The sequence below is a fragment of the Microcoleus sp. BROC3 genome, from assembly GCF_036702515.1.
Taxonomy (GTDB): domain Bacteria; phylum Cyanobacteriota; class Cyanobacteriia; order Cyanobacteriales; family Microcoleaceae; genus Microcoleus.
Genome location: NZ_JAUBTQ010000067.1, coordinates 1 through 18051 on the forward strand (window position 1 = coordinate 1; position 18051 = coordinate 18051).

16 protein-coding genes and 1 tRNA gene are annotated in these 18051 nt (G+C 45.0%); 10 read left to right on the forward strand and 7 right to left on the reverse strand.

All coding sequences use genetic code 11. The features are described from left to right. Positions 1-721, forward strand: a 721-nt coding sequence (locus tag QUB30_RS28805) for a type IIL restriction-modification enzyme MmeI (RefSeq protein ID WP_333340907.1), incomplete at its 5' end; no start/stop codon positions are given. A 241-nt stretch (positions 722-962) separates the two neighbouring features. Next, a complete protein-coding gene (locus tag QUB30_RS28810) occupies positions 963-2738 on the forward strand; it encodes an ATP-binding protein (RefSeq protein ID WP_333340910.1) in 1776 nt (591 codons plus the stop codon). 565 nt (positions 2739-3303) lie between these two features. Here the strand turns inward: QUB30_RS28810 and QUB30_RS28815 are convergent. Then, positions 3304-3388, reverse strand: a tRNA-Leu gene (locus QUB30_RS28815). Positions 3389-3586: 198 nt separating this feature from the next. Here QUB30_RS28815 and ndhL point away from each other — a divergent pair. The 8 genes from ndhL (at position 3587) to QUB30_RS28855 (ending at position 13105) form a co-directional block, all read left to right on the forward strand. After that, positions 3587-3802 (forward strand): NAD(P)H-quinone oxidoreductase subunit L, encoded by a 216-nt coding sequence (gene ndhL, locus QUB30_RS28820; RefSeq protein ID WP_193972727.1) that lies wholly within the window; start codon positions 3587-3589, stop codon positions 3800-3802. Next, positions 3803-4108: a DUF3007 family protein gene (locus QUB30_RS28825; RefSeq protein ID WP_333340913.1), complete on the forward strand. Its 306-nt coding sequence runs from the start codon at positions 3803-3805 to the stop codon at positions 4106-4108. Positions 4109-4202: 94 nt separating this feature from the next. Beyond that, positions 4203-5000: a tryptophan synthase subunit alpha gene (gene trpA / locus QUB30_RS28830; RefSeq protein ID WP_333340916.1), complete on the forward strand. Its 798-nt coding sequence runs from the start codon at positions 4203-4205 to the stop codon at positions 4998-5000. 462 nt (positions 5001-5462) lie between these two features. After that, a complete protein-coding gene (locus QUB30_RS28835) occupies positions 5463-6110 on the forward strand; it encodes a DUF6658 family protein (RefSeq protein ID WP_333340919.1) in 648 nt (215 codons plus the stop codon). 691 nt (positions 6111-6801) lie between these two features. Next, the gene (locus tag QUB30_RS28840) at positions 6802-7119 is read left to right on the forward strand and encodes a hypothetical protein (protein ID WP_333340921.1); all 318 of its coding nucleotides are present in this window, start codon (positions 6802-6804) and stop codon (positions 7117-7119) included. Positions 7120-7262: 143 nt separating this feature from the next. Next, positions 7263-9662 carry an ATP-binding protein gene (locus QUB30_RS28845; protein ID WP_333340924.1) on the forward strand — a complete coding sequence of 800 codons (2400 nt, stop codon included), beginning with the start codon at positions 7263-7265 and terminating at the stop codon, positions 9660-9662. Between the two features lie 333 nt (positions 9663-9995). Continuing rightward, positions 9996-12422 (forward strand): CHAT domain-containing tetratricopeptide repeat protein, encoded by a 2427-nt coding sequence (locus tag QUB30_RS28850; RefSeq protein WP_333340926.1) that lies wholly within the window; start codon positions 9996-9998, stop codon positions 12420-12422. A 341-nt stretch (positions 12423-12763) separates the two neighbouring features. Continuing rightward, positions 12764-13105: a hypothetical protein gene (locus tag QUB30_RS28855; RefSeq protein WP_333340929.1), complete on the forward strand. Its 342-nt coding sequence runs from the start codon at positions 12764-12766 to the stop codon at positions 13103-13105. A gap of 1 nt (position 13106) precedes the next feature. On the opposite strand, the gene crn3 is transcribed toward QUB30_RS28855, so the two are convergent. From crn3 to QUB30_RS28885, 6 genes are all read right to left on the reverse strand, one after another. Continuing rightward, complete coding sequence (crn3, locus tag QUB30_RS28860) at positions 13107-13439, reverse strand: CRISPR-associated ring nuclease Crn3/Csx3 (RefSeq protein ID WP_333242577.1); 333 nt, start codon at positions 13437-13439, stop codon at positions 13107-13109. Between the two features lie 43 nt (positions 13440-13482). Further along, complete coding sequence (locus QUB30_RS28865) at positions 13483-14412, reverse strand: DUF192 domain-containing protein (RefSeq protein WP_333340933.1); 930 nt, start codon at positions 14410-14412, stop codon at positions 13483-13485. Positions 14413-14431: 19 nt separating this feature from the next. After that, entirely contained in the window at positions 14432-16162 is a 1731-nt protein-coding gene (locus QUB30_RS28870) for an NAD+ synthase (protein ID WP_333340936.1), read from the reverse strand. An 89-nt stretch (positions 16163-16251) separates the two neighbouring features. After that, positions 16252-16545, reverse strand: a complete 294-nt coding sequence (locus QUB30_RS28875; protein WP_333340939.1) for an isochorismate lyase — start codon at positions 16543-16545, stop codon at positions 16252-16254. 70 nt (positions 16546-16615) lie between these two features. Then, positions 16616-17365 (reverse strand): NrtR DNA-binding winged helix domain-containing protein, encoded by a 750-nt coding sequence (locus tag QUB30_RS28880; protein ID WP_333340942.1) that lies wholly within the window; start codon positions 17363-17365, stop codon positions 16616-16618. Continuing rightward, positions 17326-17925: a nicotinate-nucleotide adenylyltransferase gene (locus QUB30_RS28885; protein ID WP_333340945.1), complete on the reverse strand. Its 600-nt coding sequence runs from the start codon at positions 17923-17925 to the stop codon at positions 17326-17328. The genes QUB30_RS28880 and QUB30_RS28885 overlap by 40 nt, the downstream gene beginning before the upstream one ends. Positions 17926-18051: the final 126 nt, after the last annotated feature.

Consider the following 18051-nt stretch of genomic DNA (forward strand, 5'->3'; position numbering starts at 1 on the left):
CTTGTTCGTAAGTCATCAGTTTTTCCTCTCAATCACCTCACTATTGCCCGGCGTTGGGGACTTTTGCAAGAGGTCTAATGTAAAGCCTGAACGGGATAAAAACCGCAGAGAAGTAACTAAATTTAATTGGTGGAAATATGGCGAAAAACGACCAGCAATGAGAAAGGCGATCGCCCCTTTATCTCACTACTTCACCGTACCGAGAGTCTCAAAGTGGGCTGTCTTCATTCCCGCTCCCGTTAGTTGGCTGCCAGGAGATAAATCAGTAGTTGTTGCGTCAGAAGACTTTTATATTCTGGGCATTCTCTCATCTAAAATTCACCGAATTTGGATGCACGCTCAAAAATCAACTCTCAAAGGAGATATCGCTTACACCCACAATACCTGCTTTGAAACTTTCCCATTTCCCCAGACACCGACTCGTCAATCAGTAGAGCAAATTCGGGCAACGGCGGTCGAATTGCATCAATACCGCACTCAACAAATGTCCGCAAAGCAGTGGGGAATTACTCAACTTTACAATAAATTTTTTGAAGAGCCAACAAGTCAACTTTATAAACTTCATGCTAAGCTCGATCGCGAATGTAAAGCAGCTTATGGATTTACTGACAGCGACGATGTTTTAGCAAAAGTGCTGGAATTAAACCTAGAACTGGCAGAAAAAGAAAAACGGGGAGAACCGGTAGTTGGGCCTTGTGTCCCAACTGACTACAAATACTAATCGCTGTTACCATAAATTTTGTAAATCTGGGTATAATCACATAGATTGTTGATAGAGATCACAAACACTTTAGTCTAAAAACAGAGATACTAGGGGAAGCGTTGAGTATTGAAGGGTGAGTTTTGAGCTAAAGATTTCAAAATTCAAAACTCAACACTCAAAACTGCTTTCGACGTTCAGCATAAGTGCATTCTGCTTTTCTTCGCTCAATTACTCCTAATTTGTTTGGGAGGAACTTCCCATGTTATTATTTACCCACAGCCAGTCCAAGAATAGCAAGGTAGAGCAAAAGCACTATGCTCACAAACATTTGTTACAAACTTCAACTCTTAATCTAACTGGGCTAAAGGCAGAATGCAACCATTTGCGGATCTGTCAAAAAATTAGCTATGGCTATGCTTTAGCTATCGGCATAGCGATTTTGGGAACTGGTGCGGGACTGAAATTGGGAGACTACTTTCGCAAGCAAGCTTTAGTTCAGGTGAATGTTGCTGGGCAGCAGCAGCAAATGCTGCAAAATTTGCAAAATACCGTATTTGAAGCCCGATCGCACGCGGCGAGATTGCCAGTCGTTTTGGGAAACACTGTGGCGCTACAATACGAACAAGATCGGTTTTTCGGGCAAATCAATCAGGCGAAAATCCTGATTTCAGAAATTGAATCTTTCGCACGAGAAAATCCCGATAGACTAGCAACAGAAGAGGCAGCATTGCACGCTATATTGAAGAAATCTGCCCTCGTCATTGATTACTACGGTAAGCTAATTAAATTGCAGTTAAAAGAAGTGGAAGTTGGGAATTTGTCGCCCAACAGCATCGAGTCCGCACAGCTACAAATGTTGAGGACTAGCAGCGGCAAAGAGGCGATCGTACTAGATAACCTCGCTCACAGTTTAACTGACCTAATTTCTACCGTAGAAATTCACAGACAGGAAGGAACCCAAGCATTAGAAGAATCTGAAAATTTGCGAAACCGAATTATTCTCGGAAGTATGCTAATTTCAGCACTCATCGCCGCCGCGCTAGCGGACAAAACGAGCCGCGCGATCGCCCAACCCCTCGAAACCGTCACTAATGTGGCTCAGCAAGTTGCTCGCGAATCAAATTTTAACCTGCAAGTACCAGTCACAACCGACGACGAAATCGGAGTTTTAGCTGTCTCTTTCAATCAATTGATTCAGCGAGTTAGCGAGTATACAAAAGAACTCAAAGAAACTCAATCCCAATTAATTCAAACCGAAAAAATGTCATCTCTAGGTCAAATGGTTGCAGGGATAGCCCACGAAATCAACAATCCCGTCAACTTCATCGGCGGCAACATTGACTATGCCAACCAATACATCGAAGATTTGGCAGGTTTGGTAACTCTCTATCAAGAATATTATCCCAACCCACCAGATGCCATTCTAGAGCGCATCGAAGACATTGAACTCGAATTTCTCAGAGAAGATTTACCAAAAACCCTCTCTTCGATGAAAATGGGAGCCGATCGCATTCGCGAAATTGTCGTATCCATGCGGAATTTTTCGCGATCGGACGACGGAAAAATGAGATATGCCGACATTCACGAAGGAATTGATAGCACCCTCGTAATTCTCAATCACCGACTCAAACAAGGTATTCAAGTTATTAAACAATACGGCAAGTTGCCTGCGCTTGAGTGCTATCCCGCGCAACTGAATCAAGTATTTATGAATATTATTAGCAATGCAATAGATGCGCTGGAGGAGGTGAAAAAGGAAGACAAAGACTATTCGCCAACGATTTGGATTAGCACGGAAATTACGGCCGACAATACTGTCACCGTCAAGATTCGGGATAACGGGCCCGGAATTGCCTCCGCCAGTGCCCAACAGATATTTGACCCATTTTTTACTACAAAGTCGATCGGCAAAGGTACTGGATTGGGATTGGCTATTTCCTATCAAATCCTTGCCAAGCATCACGGCAAAATTGAGGTAAATTCTCAAATAGGACAGGGCACGGAATTTGTGATTACTTTGCCAGTTGCTGCGTAATATAGGACGGGCTAGAAGCCCATTCCACAAATTTGGGACGGGCTAGAAGCCCATCCCACAAATCCTGCAAGAATTACTATAGCCATCCTAAATCATTTGTGAAGTTCTTACTCCCTCCCCTTGATAAGGGGAGGGTTGGGGTGGGGTCAAACCTTTACGACTCATTTAGGATTCCTATATAAGCTGGCGCGCATCTAATTTGAAGAATCCTCTTTCTGAAAACTCTTGTGGGGTGGGCTTTGAACATCGCCCGAAAAAAATAAAGTTAAATGCCGCAACAGCTTATTAACTCACAAATGATTGAAATGGATGGGGGCGGAGGGAGTTGAAATACTCGACCACTCTCAAGAGCGGAACTGAGCGAAAGATGAGCGGAAAACAGAACTCTTGCTGGGACAATAGACCTCTTGCAAAAATAATTAGGACGGGCTCTCCGGCCCATCCCACAAGAAAAAATAACTGTTGTGGGATGGGCCGGAGAGCTCGTCCCATCAATTGATGAAAAGGATTTTTGCAAGAGGTCTAATAAATCTGAAACCGTTGAATCACAAATGATTGAAATGGATGGGGGCGGAGGGACTTGAACCCACACGACCGTTTCGGGTCAACGGATTTTAAGTCCGTAGCGTCTACCATTCCGCCACGCCCCCCTTTGGTCAAGCTGCTGTGGTTTTGAGCCACTAACAGCAACAGCCTTTTATTCTACAGCCAAAACCCGAATTTACGCAACCCCTAATCAAAAAATTCCCAAAAGTCGCGCTGGATCTCCGCAAGCGGTACAATAGTTAACCAGCTAACGGAGCCTGTCAACTCACTTACCCGTGTTATTATTCCCCTAAAGCAAATCTATGTATATTACCTTACTGCTTTACGCCGTCTTGGCAGGAGCCTACCTCCTGGTAGTACCCGCGGCCACCTACGCTTACCTCAACAGCCGCTGGTACGTCGCTACCTCTTTTGAGCGCGGCTTCATGTACTTCTTGATGTTCTTCTTCTTCCCAGGTATGTTTCTCCTAGCTCCATTTTTGAATTTTCGGCCGAAACGGCGGCAGATAGAAGCCTAAATGCGACGTATTGACGTAATTGGAATCAGTATCGGCTTTTTTGCAGCAGGTGGGTTTATCTACTTGCTGCTGCAATTGGCCGGACTCGACAGCATGAATGCAGGGATTTGGAGTCAGTTGTTTTTGGTCGCCGGCTTGATTGGCTGGCTGGTGACTTATTTATTTCGAGCACTGACTCAAAATATGACCTACAGCCAGCAACTGCAAGACTACAAAGAAGCTGTTTTGCAGAAGCGGCTGGATGAACTCACTCCTGAAGAATTAGCCCAACTTCAAGCCGAAATAGAGCAGGAAAAAGATAATTAGTCAGTTATCAGTTGTTAGTGGCTAGTTGCTAATAACTCATAACTCATAACTAATAAATAATGACAACTGACACCAGACAACTGACAACTGCCTAATGACTATTTCTAATTGTTTTGAAACCTTGCGCAAGAACCACCAATGTGCATTGATTCCTTTTATTACTGCTGGCGACCCCGACTTGGAGACAACGGCTAAAGCACTGCAAATTTTGGATGATAGCGGTGCAGATGCGATCGAGCTTGGCGTTCCCTATTCTGACCCGCTAGCTGACGGGCCGGTGATTCAAGCCGCTGCTACAAGGGCTCTACAGCGGGGAACGACGTTAGATGCGGTGCTTGAAATGGTAGCGAAAGTTAGTCCGAATTTGCGATCGCCCATCATTCTCTTCACATACTACAACCCGATTTTGTACCGAGGTATAGAAACCTTCTTGCAGCAAATCAAAAGTGCTGGAGTTCAGGGATTGGTTGTACCAGACTTGCCCTTAGAAGAAGCCGACAGTCTCATCCAACCTGCCAAGAAATTAGGGATTGAACTAACATTGTTAGTTGCTCCCACCAGTCCCAAAAGTCGTATAGAAGCGATCGCCCGTCAGTCTCAAGGATTTATTTACTTAGTGAGTGTGACGGGAGTTACGGGAGTGCGCGAAGGCTTAGAAACGAGAGCAAAAGAGTTGCTGCAAGAACTTCGCACCGTCACCGACAAACCCATCGGCGTCGGGTTTGGTATATCGCAACCCGAACACGCTCGCCAAGTGAAAGAATGGGGTGCAGACGCTGCGATTGTTGGCAGTGCTTTTGTCAAACGCTTGGCTGAAGGAACTCCAGAACAGGGTTTAGAGGCGATCGGCGAATTCTGCAAGAGTCTAAAAACAGCGATTCAAAATGCTTAGCAACTGTGCAGATACTTTCAGCCATTAGACAGATGTGTGCGATCGGGATGTGCCGCGACAATTGCGATTAAAGACCTTGTTGTACTTGAGATCATACACCACCTTCCTTCTGGTTCCTGACTAGAAGGTTTTTTTTGAGCAGAAAACGCAAAACATTTCAACTGCGCGCACGGAGAATCAAACACCGATGTAGGGAAACTACATTTCCGTGTCGGGCGCGGGGTGTGCCGACTTTGAATAATTTCTAGAAGATCGAAGATTGTCAATTCCTTTGTCCTTTGTCCTTCTTCCTTCTTCCTTCTACTATAACTTGAGGAATGTAACTTGGGATAGATGAAAAGCTCCTGTTTCTATTCGTATACTTAAAAAAGTGTTTAAGTGCCTAATTTGGCAATTTGTAATGCTAGCCATCTACATAACCACTAGGCATTTGATCATCTCACAATAGAAAGGAGCATTTTTATGAAGAGACTAACGGCATTTCTGAAAAAAATTCGAGCTGTACAAATTTTAACAGTGTTTCTGGCTGGCATTTTAGTATTAGTGAGCACTGCCTGCAGTCGCCCTGATGTAACGGCAGGAAAAACTGATGTAACGGCAGGAAAAACTGATGTGATCGCAGGAAGAACTGCCGACAAAATTAGAGAAGAAGTGCCTAGCGGGGCTGTAACTTCCGAATACAAAGGCGGCATGAACAACTACAGCGATGACGATCCCAGAAACCAAAAGGTAACATCAGCAGAAGCAAAAGCTCAGCTTCTCAAAGAGCAAGCGCAGCACCGCATCGACACTAAATCTAGCAACAATGTAGGGGAAAACGTGCGGCGGGTAGCGGACGACGCGCCTGACAAACTCGACCAAATTGGCGGAAAGGTCAAGGAAGATGCTCGCACGGCTCAGCGCAAAGCTGATGACTTTGGCGACAAAACCAAACAAGGCTTTGCTAATCTTAAAGAAAACACTCGCGAAGGCTTGAAGGGAGCAAAAGATATTGTTAAAGAAGCCACGCAGGGAGCAAAAGAAAGAGCAGCAGAGGGTACTGAGTCACTGAGATATAATACCAGCGGCGGCCAAGAAAATATCAATGATGCAGCACGAGATGCAAGATAGAACGCTGAAGATGCCTCGGACAATATTTGCTAGAAAGTGAATCGAGATCTTCACAGAACTCAACGAGGGCCAGAAAGAGCGACAGACGCGATCGACTAATCTCAAATAACGCTGTTTCCTTCTCTGGAAGCTACATTCCGACAGGGGTTTTAATCCCTGTCGGAATGTAGCTAAAGTCCTCTCAAGACGACTGCATATTACTATTTGATGCAGTTTTAACCCGTGGGAGGGCTATTAGCCCGGAAGTAGAGTGCAGGGTGGGTTTGAGCATAATGAAACAGCCGGGCCCTTAAACAAAGGGGGGGCTGGAGTGCTACTCATTTCACCAAAGATTTTTTTTAATTTATATATATTATATTTGGACTTTTTAAGGTAAAACTTTTTACATCAGATCTAGGAAATTTGATTGATCGAGCTATATTAAATTCAATTAATTACACATTGTATTTTTGTAGACACGCTTCTGCCGTGTTCCTACGGTATTTCGCGTTCATTATAACCGCATTTGAGATTAACCGCAGAAACTTATACGTAAGTAACAGGCTGCAATGCCGATCGCCAAAGTATAAAATCTTGTTCATTCACAGATAATTGGAATTTTTGACCCAGCGATCGAAAATTATGCTCTTTATGCCCTAAGATAGATAGACTAACTTTTTTGAAGTTAATGTCTGGGTTGAGGTCAGCCGATATGGACGCAATAGTAGATGCAGTAGATTTGACTGCGGTAGTGCCGGGATATCGCCCGATCGCGCAATTGTACACCGATTCTCGATCGGCTGTCGATCGGTTTGTGCGCGAGAAAGACCGACAACCCGCCACTAAAATTCTCAAACCTACGTCGTTGTGGCGGATGATTTCCGGTGGGCGGTGCTGCCAAAATACGATAAAGTTGCATCAGCCGTCGTTAATTGCATCGGTCGAAATAGTCCTCAAGCGAACAGACATTCTCGACGAGATCGAACGGCACCCTGTTATTTACAAATATATGAAACATCCGAATATTTGAATTGATCTTGACTTTTACCTGCCACATGGAGGCCGATAAATTTTAGCAAAAAGAGGGGACGGATTCGGGATATATTCGAGCCGTAATCCGCAGCCAATCGACAGGGAAATGGAAGCAAACCTTATCTTGGGAATTATGTTTCAATGCTAGTAACGATGATGCACGACTTTTACGATGCGCTGGCACATTTGGAAATCTATGCAGGTGCCGCACCGACGGAGCGCCAACAAATCCTTAAGCGCGTTGGGGCTAGTCAGAAAAAACTCAAAGAATTCGCGCACCATACCCCGATAAATTACCAACACAAGTTAGATCTGGTTGAGGCAGAATTGCTCCGCGTTTTGGGGCAGACAGCAGAAGCAATGGAACTGTACGATCGAGCTATTACCGGAGCTAAAGCTAACGAATATTTGAATGAAGAAGCTCTTGCCTGCGAACTCACTGCTAAGTTTTACCTGTCATTGGGAAGAGAAAAAATTGCGCGAGTCTACATGATAGATGCCTATGATTGCTATGTCCGCTGGGGAGATCAAGCCAAAATTGACGACTTAGAAAAACGCTATCCTCAATTGTTAAAACCGATTTTAGAACCAGCAAAACTCTCTGCAAATCCATTAGCAAATTTTCCAACACCGGCTGGGCAAAATCAATCGCTTCATCCATCCATTCATCCGTCTGTTTCGGCTAGCGTCTCAGATTTTGGAAATTTTTCAAGTCTGCTAAAAGCTTGTCAAGCCCTCTCTAGTGAAATTCAGCTCGATCGACTGATTGCCAAACTGATGCAACTGGCGATGACAAATACAGGATCGGACAAAGCAGCGCTGATTTTGCCAAACGGCAATCAATGGGAAATCGCTGCTACAAGCGCGATCGACAATTATGGAGTCGATCGCCCGATCGACTTATCCTCCGCAACACTCGATGAAAACATCGATACTTTGCCCCTCAAAATTGTTGACTGCGTTAAAAACTGGTTGAAACCTGTGATTGTGCGGGACATCGCTCAAAAATGTGATTGGGATTCCGACTCATACATCCTCAAATACGAACCGCAGAGCTTGTTGTGTTGGCCGATTCTCGATCGAGGCAACTTAGTCGGCATTTTGTATTTGGAAAATCGGTTAACCGCAGGAGTTTTTACCCGCGATCGCCTGCAACTTCTCAATCTCCTGTGTTCCCAGGCAGCCATCTGTTTGCAAAATGCTCTGCTATATCAAAAATCTCAGGATTACTGCCGACAATTAGAGCGATCGCTAGCAAAATTCAGTCGAACCGAAGCTCAGCTTGCCGATCAGAAACAAATGCTCCAAGCGATTATTGATGTCGCTCCGATTTGGATTTGGATGGTTAATCCCAGCGGTAAAGTACAGTTTTTGAACAAAACCTTTTCTCAAAATGTGGGCGTGCCTGTGAGCGCTTTCCTAGCTGTCGATCATTACAAAGATATACTGGGAGAGGATGCAGCGGGCAGTCTGCTGTCAGATGCCGCCTGCCTTGCCCAAGATTTGCCGCATTACTCCAGCGAAACTTTCAAATTTGTTGACGGCAAACTACACTATTTAGAAGTCACGAAAGTGCAGTTAAAAAATTGCCAGGGTGAGACGATCGGGATTATTGGTTTAGGTGTTGATGCCACCGATCGCAAGCGAGCAGCGGAACTTTTGCAAGAGCAAAACCAACAGCTCGAACAAACTTTAAAAGATTTACAGCAAGCGCAACTGCAACTCGTTCAAAACGAAAAAATGTCTGCTTTGGGCAATTTAGTCGCCGGAGTCGCCCACGAAATCAACAATCCGATTGGGTTTATTTCTGGCAATTTAAATGAAGCTAAAAGGAGTTTAGAAGATGTGATAGAACACTTAAAATTGTATCGCTCCGCTGCACCGAAATCGGAAATGGCAGACCATGCCGAAGAGATAGACCTCGATTATCTTTTGGAAGATTTACCAAAGATGATTGATTCAATGCAAGTCGGGTGCGATCGAATTTCCAGCATCAGCACCAGTTTGCGTACCTTCTCCCGAGGCGACAAAGACTACAAAGTTCCTTTTAATATTCACGAAGGCATTGATAGCGCTATTTTAATTTTGAAACACCGCCTCAAAGCAAACGAACACCGCCCGCCGATCGAAGTGATAACTAAATACGGCAATCTCCCTAAAATCGAATGTTTTCCCGGTCAATTAAATCAAGTTTTCATGAACCTGCTTGCTAATGCGATCGATGCCTTAGAAGAGTCAAATTTAGGACGCAGTTTTAGTGAAATTGCCGCCAATCCCAACCGCATCACAATTTGCACTGATGTAATGGGCGAAGGGTACATTAAAATTAAAATTGCTGATAACGGCACCGGGATAAAAGACGAAGTTAAACAGCAGATATTCGACCATTTGTTCACGACGAAAGGTGTCGGCAAAGGAACTGGATTGGGGTTGGCAATTGTCCACCAGATTGCGGTAGAAAAACATGGCGGAAGCATCGAGGTGGATGCGGAGCCAGGAATTGGCACTGAGTTTGCGATCGTTTTGCCTGTGAAGGGATAAATTTTAATTAAGATTTATTTTTTTCGCTCGGTTAATAACATATACTGACTTTGATTCCGGTCTTTTTTTGGAAGCCTTGACATAACTATTTTAAAGTAGCATCATTTTTTTGATCGAGCAGTTGTTCGATCGCATCAATTTTTCCCACCAACGTTGAGGAAAATCCGCCACCGTGAGAAAGGGGAGCTAGACTTTTTACTTTTCCCTAGCGAATGGGCGAGTTTTTGAACGAAGCTTTGAGCTACCTTAAAACGTTATGAGTTGCTCGCCCTCATGAAAGAGGATTGCTGTGTGCGAGGCCAAAACGCTAATGAACTTTATTGAGTGTATCTCATGCGGTTGATAACCGCTATATCGGCTCAGGTGTTTTATCTGACGGAGGAAGTAAAAGCGATGAAAGTGCAAACCATTGGCTCGACCGTACTCTTCTCACTTCTAGCCGTGGTGAGTGGCGGCGAATTTCCTTTCCTCCCTAGTGTTCAAGCCAAAATCTCTTCTCCTCAATTTTTGGCTCAGAACCATGCAGACCGGAAAGCTGAAGCTGACAGGTTGTTTAAGGAAGGGGAACAACAGGCTCAGACGAGTCAATTTGAAGCAGCTATACAGTCTTTGCAACAGGCATTAAATATTTATCGGGAACTCAAAGACCGTTCGAGTGAGGCGAAAACTCTGACCCGTATTGTAAGTCCTTACGCTCTTCGAGGTGACTATGCCAAAGCGATTGAATTTTGTCAGCAAAGTTTAGCGATCGCCCGTGAAATTGCTGACCGCTCAACTGAGCAGCGGGCTCTCACTAATTTAGGCTCTGTTTACGGTGCTCTCGGCGAGTATGCTAAAGCGATTGAACATTATCAACAGAGTTTGGCGATCGCGCGCGAAACCTCTAATCCCTTAAATGAGGGAGGAGTTTTAATCAATTTAGGAGTTATTTACGGTACTCTCGGTGACTACGCCAAAGCGATTGAATATTATCAGCAGAGTTTAGCAATCGTGCGGGAAATTTCTAGTAGCTATGGCGAGAGGCTGGCGCTGGGAAATCTTGGAGTCGCTTACCGCAATCTAGGAGACTTTGCTAAAGCGATTGAGTATGGTCAGCAGGCCTTAGCGATCGCGCGGCAAACCAAAGACCGCCAAGGAGAAGCAAGTGGGCTCGGGGATCTCGGAACGGCTTACAATTCTCTCAGTGACTATGATAAAGCGATTCCATACCTCAAGCAGTCGTTAGCGATCGCGCGAGAAATTTCCGATCGCCGCAGTGAAGTAATTGCTCTGGACAATCTGGGATTTGCACTCTACAAACAAGGCAATTTCCTAGGAACCGAGCAAACACTCTTTGAGGGAATCAAGGTTCTTGAATCTCTGCGAGCTGGATTAGATCGTAACAGTAAAGTGTCAATCATAGACACCCAAGCTCACATTTACCAACTTTTACAACAAGTCCTTATTGCCCAGAATAAAACTCAGGAAGCGTTAGAAATTGCTGAGCGGGGAAGAGCGCGAGCTTTTGTAGAGTTATTAGCTGCTCGCCTCGCCCCCTCTGCCTCTGCTCAAATCACCATCAATCCGCCCAACATCCAGCAAATTCAACAAATTGCTAAAGAGCAAAACGCCACCCTCGTCGAGTATTCAATAATCGGAAATCAATCTCTCTATATTTGGATAATCAAGCCCACTGGTGAAATTACTTTTCGCTCCGTTGACCTCAAATCCCTCAACATTAATCTAGGACAAGCTACGGAAAGCACGAGAGTCGCTGCTGCTACTGGCAGAGGATTAAACGAACAAGATACAGTCTTTGCAGACATGATTCGCGGCACTCGCGATTCTCTGGGTACATCGGAAAATAATCTCTCCAATCAACCCGCAACAAATCGCCCCAGCTCAACTCCTAGTAATTCCCAAACCGCCAACCCAAAATTACAACAACTTTATCAATTACTAATTGAACCCATCGCTGACCTCTTACCAACCAATCCCAATGCTCCCGTTATCTTCATTCCGCATCAATCCATCTTTTTAGTTCCCTTTGCTAGCCTACAAAATGCTCAAGGTCAATACCTCGTTGAAAAACATACCATCGTCATTTCTCCCGCTATTCAAATCTTACAACTAACCCGCCAAGCTAGACAAAAAGTCCGCCAAGTTTCTCCCCAAAATATCCTGGTGGTCGGCAATCCCACCATGCCTAAAATCGGCAACCCCCCGCAACAGTTATCACCACTCCCTGGCAGCGAGGAGGAAGCCCAAATCATTTCCAAACTTCTCAATACTCAAGCACTGATCGGCCCTCAAGCCACGAAAACAGCTATTACTCAACAAATGTCAAATGCTCGGATTATTCATCTAGCAACTCATGGTTTACTTAATGAAGTTAAAAGGCGAGAGATGCCAGGGGCAATTGCTCTTGCTCCCTCGGGAAATGATGACGGCTTTCTCACTTCCAGCGAAATCTTAGATTTAAAATTAAATGCTGAATTAGTCGTTTTAAGCGCTTGCAATACAGGTAGAGGAACAGTAACCGGTGATGGCGTTATTGGCTTATCTCGCTCATTAATTAGTGCCGGAGTTCCCAGTATCCTTGTCTCCTTATGGTACGTTCCCGACGCTCCCACCGCTGAATTAATGGCAGAATTCTATCGCCAGTTGCAGCAAAATCCCAATAAAGCTCAAGCTTTGCGACAAGCAATGTTAATTACGATGAAAAAGCATCCTGAACCCAGAGATTGGGCTGCATTTACCCTGATTGGTGAAGCAGAGTAATAGCTTTTAGGATTTATGCAAGTGGCACATAGAGTAGGCTGTAAGGTAAATCCTTCAGGACTTACGCAGGCACACTAAATAGACAGCCTATTCCAGGTTGATGAAGTACGGTAGCAGCAGCTTGTAAACCAGTTTTTGAAGTGCTTCGTATTGCTGGGAGGGTGAAACTTAAAGGTTTTTTGGGCGCGCGATAGTAAGTAGGTTATTACTGAGATGTTGCACCATTTTCAATAAGCTTTTCTGCATTTAAATTGTCTGTCAAAAAAAATTAAATTCTTGTGGGGTGGGCGTTCCGCCCGCCCTGAATATACAATTTAAATGCGCGACAGCTTAAGCATTTTATGAACAGGCAAGATGCCTGTTCCACAAGAGATGATTTTTTTTGTGGAACGGGCATCTTGCCCGTTCTTGAGAATGGTGCAACATCTCAGTTATTACTGAGATATTGCACCATTTTCAATAAGCATTTTATGAACAGGCAAGATGCCTGTTCCACAAGAAATGATTTTTTTTGTGGAACGGGCATCTTGCCCGTTCTTGAGAATGGTGCAAGATGTGAGTTATTACAAATAAACATTACATGGGGAGAGGGCGGGTTGATAAATATTGTGGAGGTGAATGAAAGATTGTTCGTAAAACCCGCTCCTACAAATATTACGGTTAATTTACCCAAAAAAATCTAATTTAATCACTCGGCAAACTCAATTTTAATACCTGTCCAACTGATACCTCGTGCTTGTGTGTCGCTACCACCACCGCACCTTCTAATCGCGGATCGTAACATCCAACCCAAGCCGCAGGATGGCATTCGTGCACTAAATACCCGTACAGCCAAATTGAGCCTCTACCTTCAATGACAATTCCTTGGCTGAATTGAACATTTTGAGGAAGTTTCAAACCTTGTAAATCCTCGGGTGTGATAATACCGTCTTGAGTTGCAATTCGCAAGCGCAAAAGTTGGTAAGCTAAACCGTCTTGAGTTTGACTGGGGATTATTTTTAATTCAATAGGGTTCATTGGATGCACAAAAGTTGAATGCTGCGATAAAATCATATACCTTTTAGGGTAAATTGGGAATCCGATCGCCAACTTTGAGTCCCAATTGGGCCGCCCTTCCGCCTCTGAGTTCAATAACTCCGTCAACGGGAACATCCGGGCCGTAGTTGGGGCAGGTTTCGCCCAAACACGGCGGTACGTTAGGAATTATCGCCTGCACTACGCCTTCCCGCAGAAAAACCATATCGAGCTCAATTAACACGTTTTTCATCCAAAAACGCACGTTTCGCGCGGGTTCGATGGGGAAAAACATTCCCCTGTCGTCCGGTAATTCTGTACGAAACATTAAACCTGTGGCTTGTTCTTGGGGAGTTTGCGCCACTTCCAGTCCGATCGCGCGATCTGCTATAATCGTGTTAACAGAAATTGGCAAAAGCTGATCCCTATCTATTCCGCCAAACAGCGAGATAAAGTTTGATTCGGTCAGATTAGAGTTTCCCGAAACAACTCCTAAATAATTACCAGAGTTTTTATCTTTCATAATAGTTTGGTTGTCGGAAACAGAAAGCTCCAAATCGCTAAACTTCATGCCTTCTGTCAAGACAATTTTATCATTGCCGTTGCCAAAATCTGTAATTATATCAGCTTCAGTAATAGTAGATGCGGCGGCGGTTCTTTCAATCACAAATAAATCATCGCCTGCGCCTCCTGTCAAGATATCCCCGCCTTCGCCGCCTATTAGCAAATCGTTACCCCGATCGCCAAACATCCAATCGGAGTCTTGTCCTCCATAGATTGTATCGCTTCCCTGACCCCCAGACAGCGTATCAGCGCCTTCATTTCCTGCTAGCAAATCATTTTCCCGATCGCCAAAAATTCGATCGTTTCCCCCCAAACCTCGAACAGTATCATTACCCGCAAATCCTCTAATCGTGTCGTTGCTGAGGGTTCCCAGGAGAAAATCGAAGCCGAAACTACCGTCGATGTTAACCATTTTGCGTTTAATGATGCGTTTAATAGAAAGAATATTTGGCGATCGGCATCCGCCAACCGGTACCAAAAGCTCGATCGCTAATTTTCAAACCCGGGGCTGCTTGTCGCCGTTTAAACTCCGCTTGCCTCACTAATTTTACTACACGTTTAACCACCGCTTCATCGTGTCCAGCAGCGATAATTTGTTGGGCAGATTCGTGATGTTCGATCGACCGCTGCAAGATGTCATCCAAAACATCGTAATCCGGCAAAGAATCTTGGTCAACTTGCCCCGGTTTCAGTTCAGCACTCGGCGCTTTACTAATAATATTAACCGGAATAATTTCCTTTTCCAACTCTGCCTGATTGTTTACCTTCTCAATCCCAGAATTCAGCCAGCGACAAAGCGAATAAACGCGAGTTTTCGGGACATCAGAAATCACCGCCAATCCCCCATTCATATCGCCGTAGAGAGTGCAGTAACCCACTGCCATTTCCGACTTATTGCCAGTCGAAAGCAGCAAATGTCCGAACTTATTAGAAATTGCCATCAACAGATTGCCTCGAATCCGCGATTGAATATTTTCCTCAGCAATTCCGAAAGTTGTATTCAGAAACAAATCGGCGAGAGTGCGATCGTAAGTTTTCATCAAATCGCCGATCGGCAATAGTTCGATCGCGATGCCCAGATTTCGGGCTAATTCCAAAGCATCATTAACCGAATGATCCGAACTGTAAGGAGAAGGCATCAGCACCCCTAGAACATTTTCGGGCCCGATCGCGCAACTGGCGATCGCCGCCACCAAAGCCGAATCTATCCCGCCGCTTAAACCGAGTACAACTTTAGAAAAACCGCACTTGCGAACATAATCTCGCACTCCCAAAACCAAAGCCGCCCAAATTTCAGCATCTCCTTCTGCCGGATGAAAACTCAAATCTGTTGTGGAACGGGCATCTTGCCCGTTCCCGCCGCTGCCAAATAAATCTTGTTTAGCTGCGTCATATTCCAGCACCGCAAAATCCGTTTCAAAAGAAGCTAATACCTGAATCAAATCACCCTTTCGATTCACAGCAAAACTGCTGCCGTCAAAAATAATATCGTCATTTCCCCCTACCTGATTAGCGTAAATAATCGGTATCCCGCAGCGGATGACGCTGTGCTGCAACATCGCCGATCGCACTCCCCGCTTCCGGGCACAGTAAGGCGATGCCGACAAATTCACCACTAAATCTACGCCCAATTTTGCCAAATCGGAAACAGGATCGCCCGCGTAACTGCGTTTACCCCAAAACTCCTCATTGTTCCACAAATCTTCACAAATTGTCACGCCGATTTTGACTTTGCCAATAGACAAGTAATTGCTGTTTTCTCCCGGTTCAAAATATCTATCTTCATCAAATACATCATAAGTAGGCAACAAGCGTTTATGAAAAACTGTTTTGACTGCGCCATCTTGCAACAAAACAGCGCTGTTAAACAATGGTTTTCCGCCTAGTTGAACCGCATTAGCATTAGGTAAGGCAGTGCCGACTATGACTGCCAACTCGGGAGGCAAAGCTTGCGCCAGTTGCTGCAACTGTGCGCCTGCGGCTGCAATGAAACTCGGATCGATCAACAAATCGCGCGGCGGATAACCGATCAGGGAAAGTTCCGGTGTTAGCAATAAGTTTGCGCCCTCAACCTCCGCTTTTTTTGCAGCCTCCAGAATTAGGTTGGAGTTGCCAAAGATATCACCAATAGTAGGGTTGAGTTGTGCGATCGCAATTTTCATATTACCTGCATCACTACCATAAATATTGCTAACAGTCCGCCCGCGCGGACTCGATTTCCTATAGTCCTAGATTTGAATATAGGGAAACTTTACTCAGATTTGTAATGTTTCAATTCTTCCTCAATATAATAATTTACCAAATCCCGGTAAATATTTTCAACCACATCAGGATTCAAACCCGATTCTAAAGCCCACTCGCGCCGCTGCTGTAACATAGCATGAAAGCGATCGGGGGATCTAACGCCAGCTTCACTCGTTTTGAACCTTGCTGCCGCGACGACGTATTTAAATCTCTTGCTCAAAGCGTCGATCACTTCTCGATCGATGATATCAATTTCCTCCCGAACTTCGTGAATATTAGCGCATTCATCAGGGTTTTTCATAGCCCGCACTCCTTAATAGCTTCTATTCTAATGTTACTAAATTGATCCCCGAATGTCACCCAAGGAACAGCTAGATAAACACCAGCGGCTTATTTTTGAAAGGAGCAAAAGCGGCCGCATCAAAGCGGTACAAACTAGCAGGGCGGCCAGCCCCCCGCGAAACCTTAACACCGGTATCGCACAAAAAACCCAATTTCAACAATCGAGCTCTAAAATTAGAATAATCAGAAAAATTTTCCCCCAAAATAGTTGTATAAAGTTGATACAAATCGCTCAAAGTAAAAAGTTCCGGCAAAACTTCAAAAGCTACCGGACTGTATTCAAGTTTGTTGCGCAGCCGCCGGTATCCGTATTCGAGAATTTGATTGTGATCGAATGCTAGCTTAGGAACTTGTTGCACGGGATACCAAGCAATGCCGCCGACGCGGTGGCTGACACCCGCCACTACACTGCCAGCAATTAACTCAGCTTCCTCAAACCGAACCAAAGCAAAATAACTAACCGAAAGATAGCGATCGCCCCTGGTAAGTTCCCGAGGATCGCGCCCCGGTTCTCCGAAAGTATACAATTGCTCCAGATACAAATTTTTTACCCGAATTTTCTCAGACAAAATCCGGTAAGCCGCATTTTCAAGAGACTCTCCGTGCCGCACCAAAGTACCGGGAAGACTCCAAGAATCAATAAACGGTTCGTCTTGCCGCATTACCAACAGAACCAACAAGCGGTTCTGCACGGTATCGACGGAGAAAATAACATTATCTACTCCTACTTTAAAGTCAGCTAACGAGCAACCTTCGCTCTTTTTTGTGCCTCGTGCCATGCGTACAAATGCTCCCTATGGATGTAATCTTCGATGGTCGGAGTCAGAGCTTCCCTGTCTCCTGTTTCCCGATAGGAGGTAGAAGAAACATTGGGAGCACTCAAAGATGCGATCGCCACCTCTGCACCCATGCGCCTCAACTGCCACAAATCTAATTGTTCTGACGGATAACCCGGTCGCGGTACTATCAGCAACTCCACTTGTTTTAACAATTCTTCAAATTTGTACCAGCGAGACAGTTGACCCACCAAGTCGGAACCTATTACCAGCGTCAAAGCTGCATCCGGCCACAGCAATCTTGCTTGTTCCACAGTTTCTAGCGTCCTCGGACTGCTGAGTTCTGGATGCAAGCAAAGATTGTGTCTCGGCGAATTAATTTCTTGAATCATTAACAGCAGCATTGCCGATCGGTGTTCTAGAGAAGTTTGGTGCGACTTAAAAGGATTGTCCGACGCCCAAACTGCTACCCAATCAAAATTTTGGGAAAGCCAATTCAAGATAGTTTTGTGTCCCGCTGTAGGCGGATCGGCACTGGTTCCAAAAAGAGCAATCTTCTGCATAGGGAATCGGTAATGGGGAATTGTTGATTGTTGACCCTTCGACGGAGCTCAGGGCATCGCTGTTGACTGTTGACCCTTCGACGGAGCTCAGGGCATCGCTGTTGACTGTTGACTACTGACTACTGA

Bases quoted from the DNA above. Each gene is read 5' to 3' on its own strand.
- QUB30_RS28810 (WP_333340910.1), top strand. From the start codon at position 963: ATGTTATTATTTACCCACAGCCAGTCCAAGAATAGCAAGGTAGAGCAA.
- QUB30_RS28865 (WP_333340933.1), bottom strand. From the start codon at position 14,412: ATGGTTAACATCGACGGTAGTTTCGGCTTCGATTTTCTCCTGGGAACC.
- QUB30_RS28855 (WP_333340929.1), top strand. From the start codon at position 12,764: ATGAACAGGCAAGATGCCTGTTCCACAAGAGATGATTTTTTTTGTGGA.
- QUB30_RS28880 (WP_333340942.1), bottom strand. From the start codon at position 17,365: ATGGCACGAGGCACAAAAAAGAGCGAAGGTTGCTCGTTAGCTGACTTT.
- QUB30_RS28825 (WP_333340913.1), top strand. From the start codon at position 3,803: ATGCGACGTATTGACGTAATTGGAATCAGTATCGGCTTTTTTGCAGCA.
- trpA (WP_333340916.1), top strand. From the start codon at position 4,203: ATGACTATTTCTAATTGTTTTGAAACCTTGCGCAAGAACCACCAATGT.
- QUB30_RS28845 (WP_333340924.1), top strand. From the start codon at position 7,263: ATGCTAGTAACGATGATGCACGACTTTTACGATGCGCTGGCACATTTG.
- QUB30_RS28870 (WP_333340936.1), bottom strand. From the start codon at position 16,162: ATGAAAATTGCGATCGCACAACTCAACCCTACTATTGGTGATATCTTT.
- ndhL (WP_193972727.1), top strand. From the start codon at position 3,587: ATGTATATTACCTTACTGCTTTACGCCGTCTTGGCAGGAGCCTACCTC.
- QUB30_RS28875 (WP_333340939.1), bottom strand. From the start codon at position 16,545: ATGAAAAACCCTGATGAATGCGCTAATATTCACGAAGTTCGGGAGGAA.
- QUB30_RS28840 (WP_333340921.1), top strand. From the start codon at position 6,802: ATGGACGCAATAGTAGATGCAGTAGATTTGACTGCGGTAGTGCCGGGA.
- QUB30_RS28850 (WP_333340926.1), top strand. From the start codon at position 9,996: ATGCGGTTGATAACCGCTATATCGGCTCAGGTGTTTTATCTGACGGAG.
- crn3 (WP_333242577.1), bottom strand. From the start codon at position 13,439: ATGAACCCTATTGAATTAAAAATAATCCCCAGTCAAACTCAAGACGGT.
- QUB30_RS28835 (WP_333340919.1), top strand. From the start codon at position 5,463: ATGAAGAGACTAACGGCATTTCTGAAAAAAATTCGAGCTGTACAAATT.
- QUB30_RS28885 (WP_333340945.1), bottom strand. From the start codon at position 17,925: ATGCAGAAGATTGCTCTTTTTGGAACCAGTGCCGATCCGCCTACAGCG.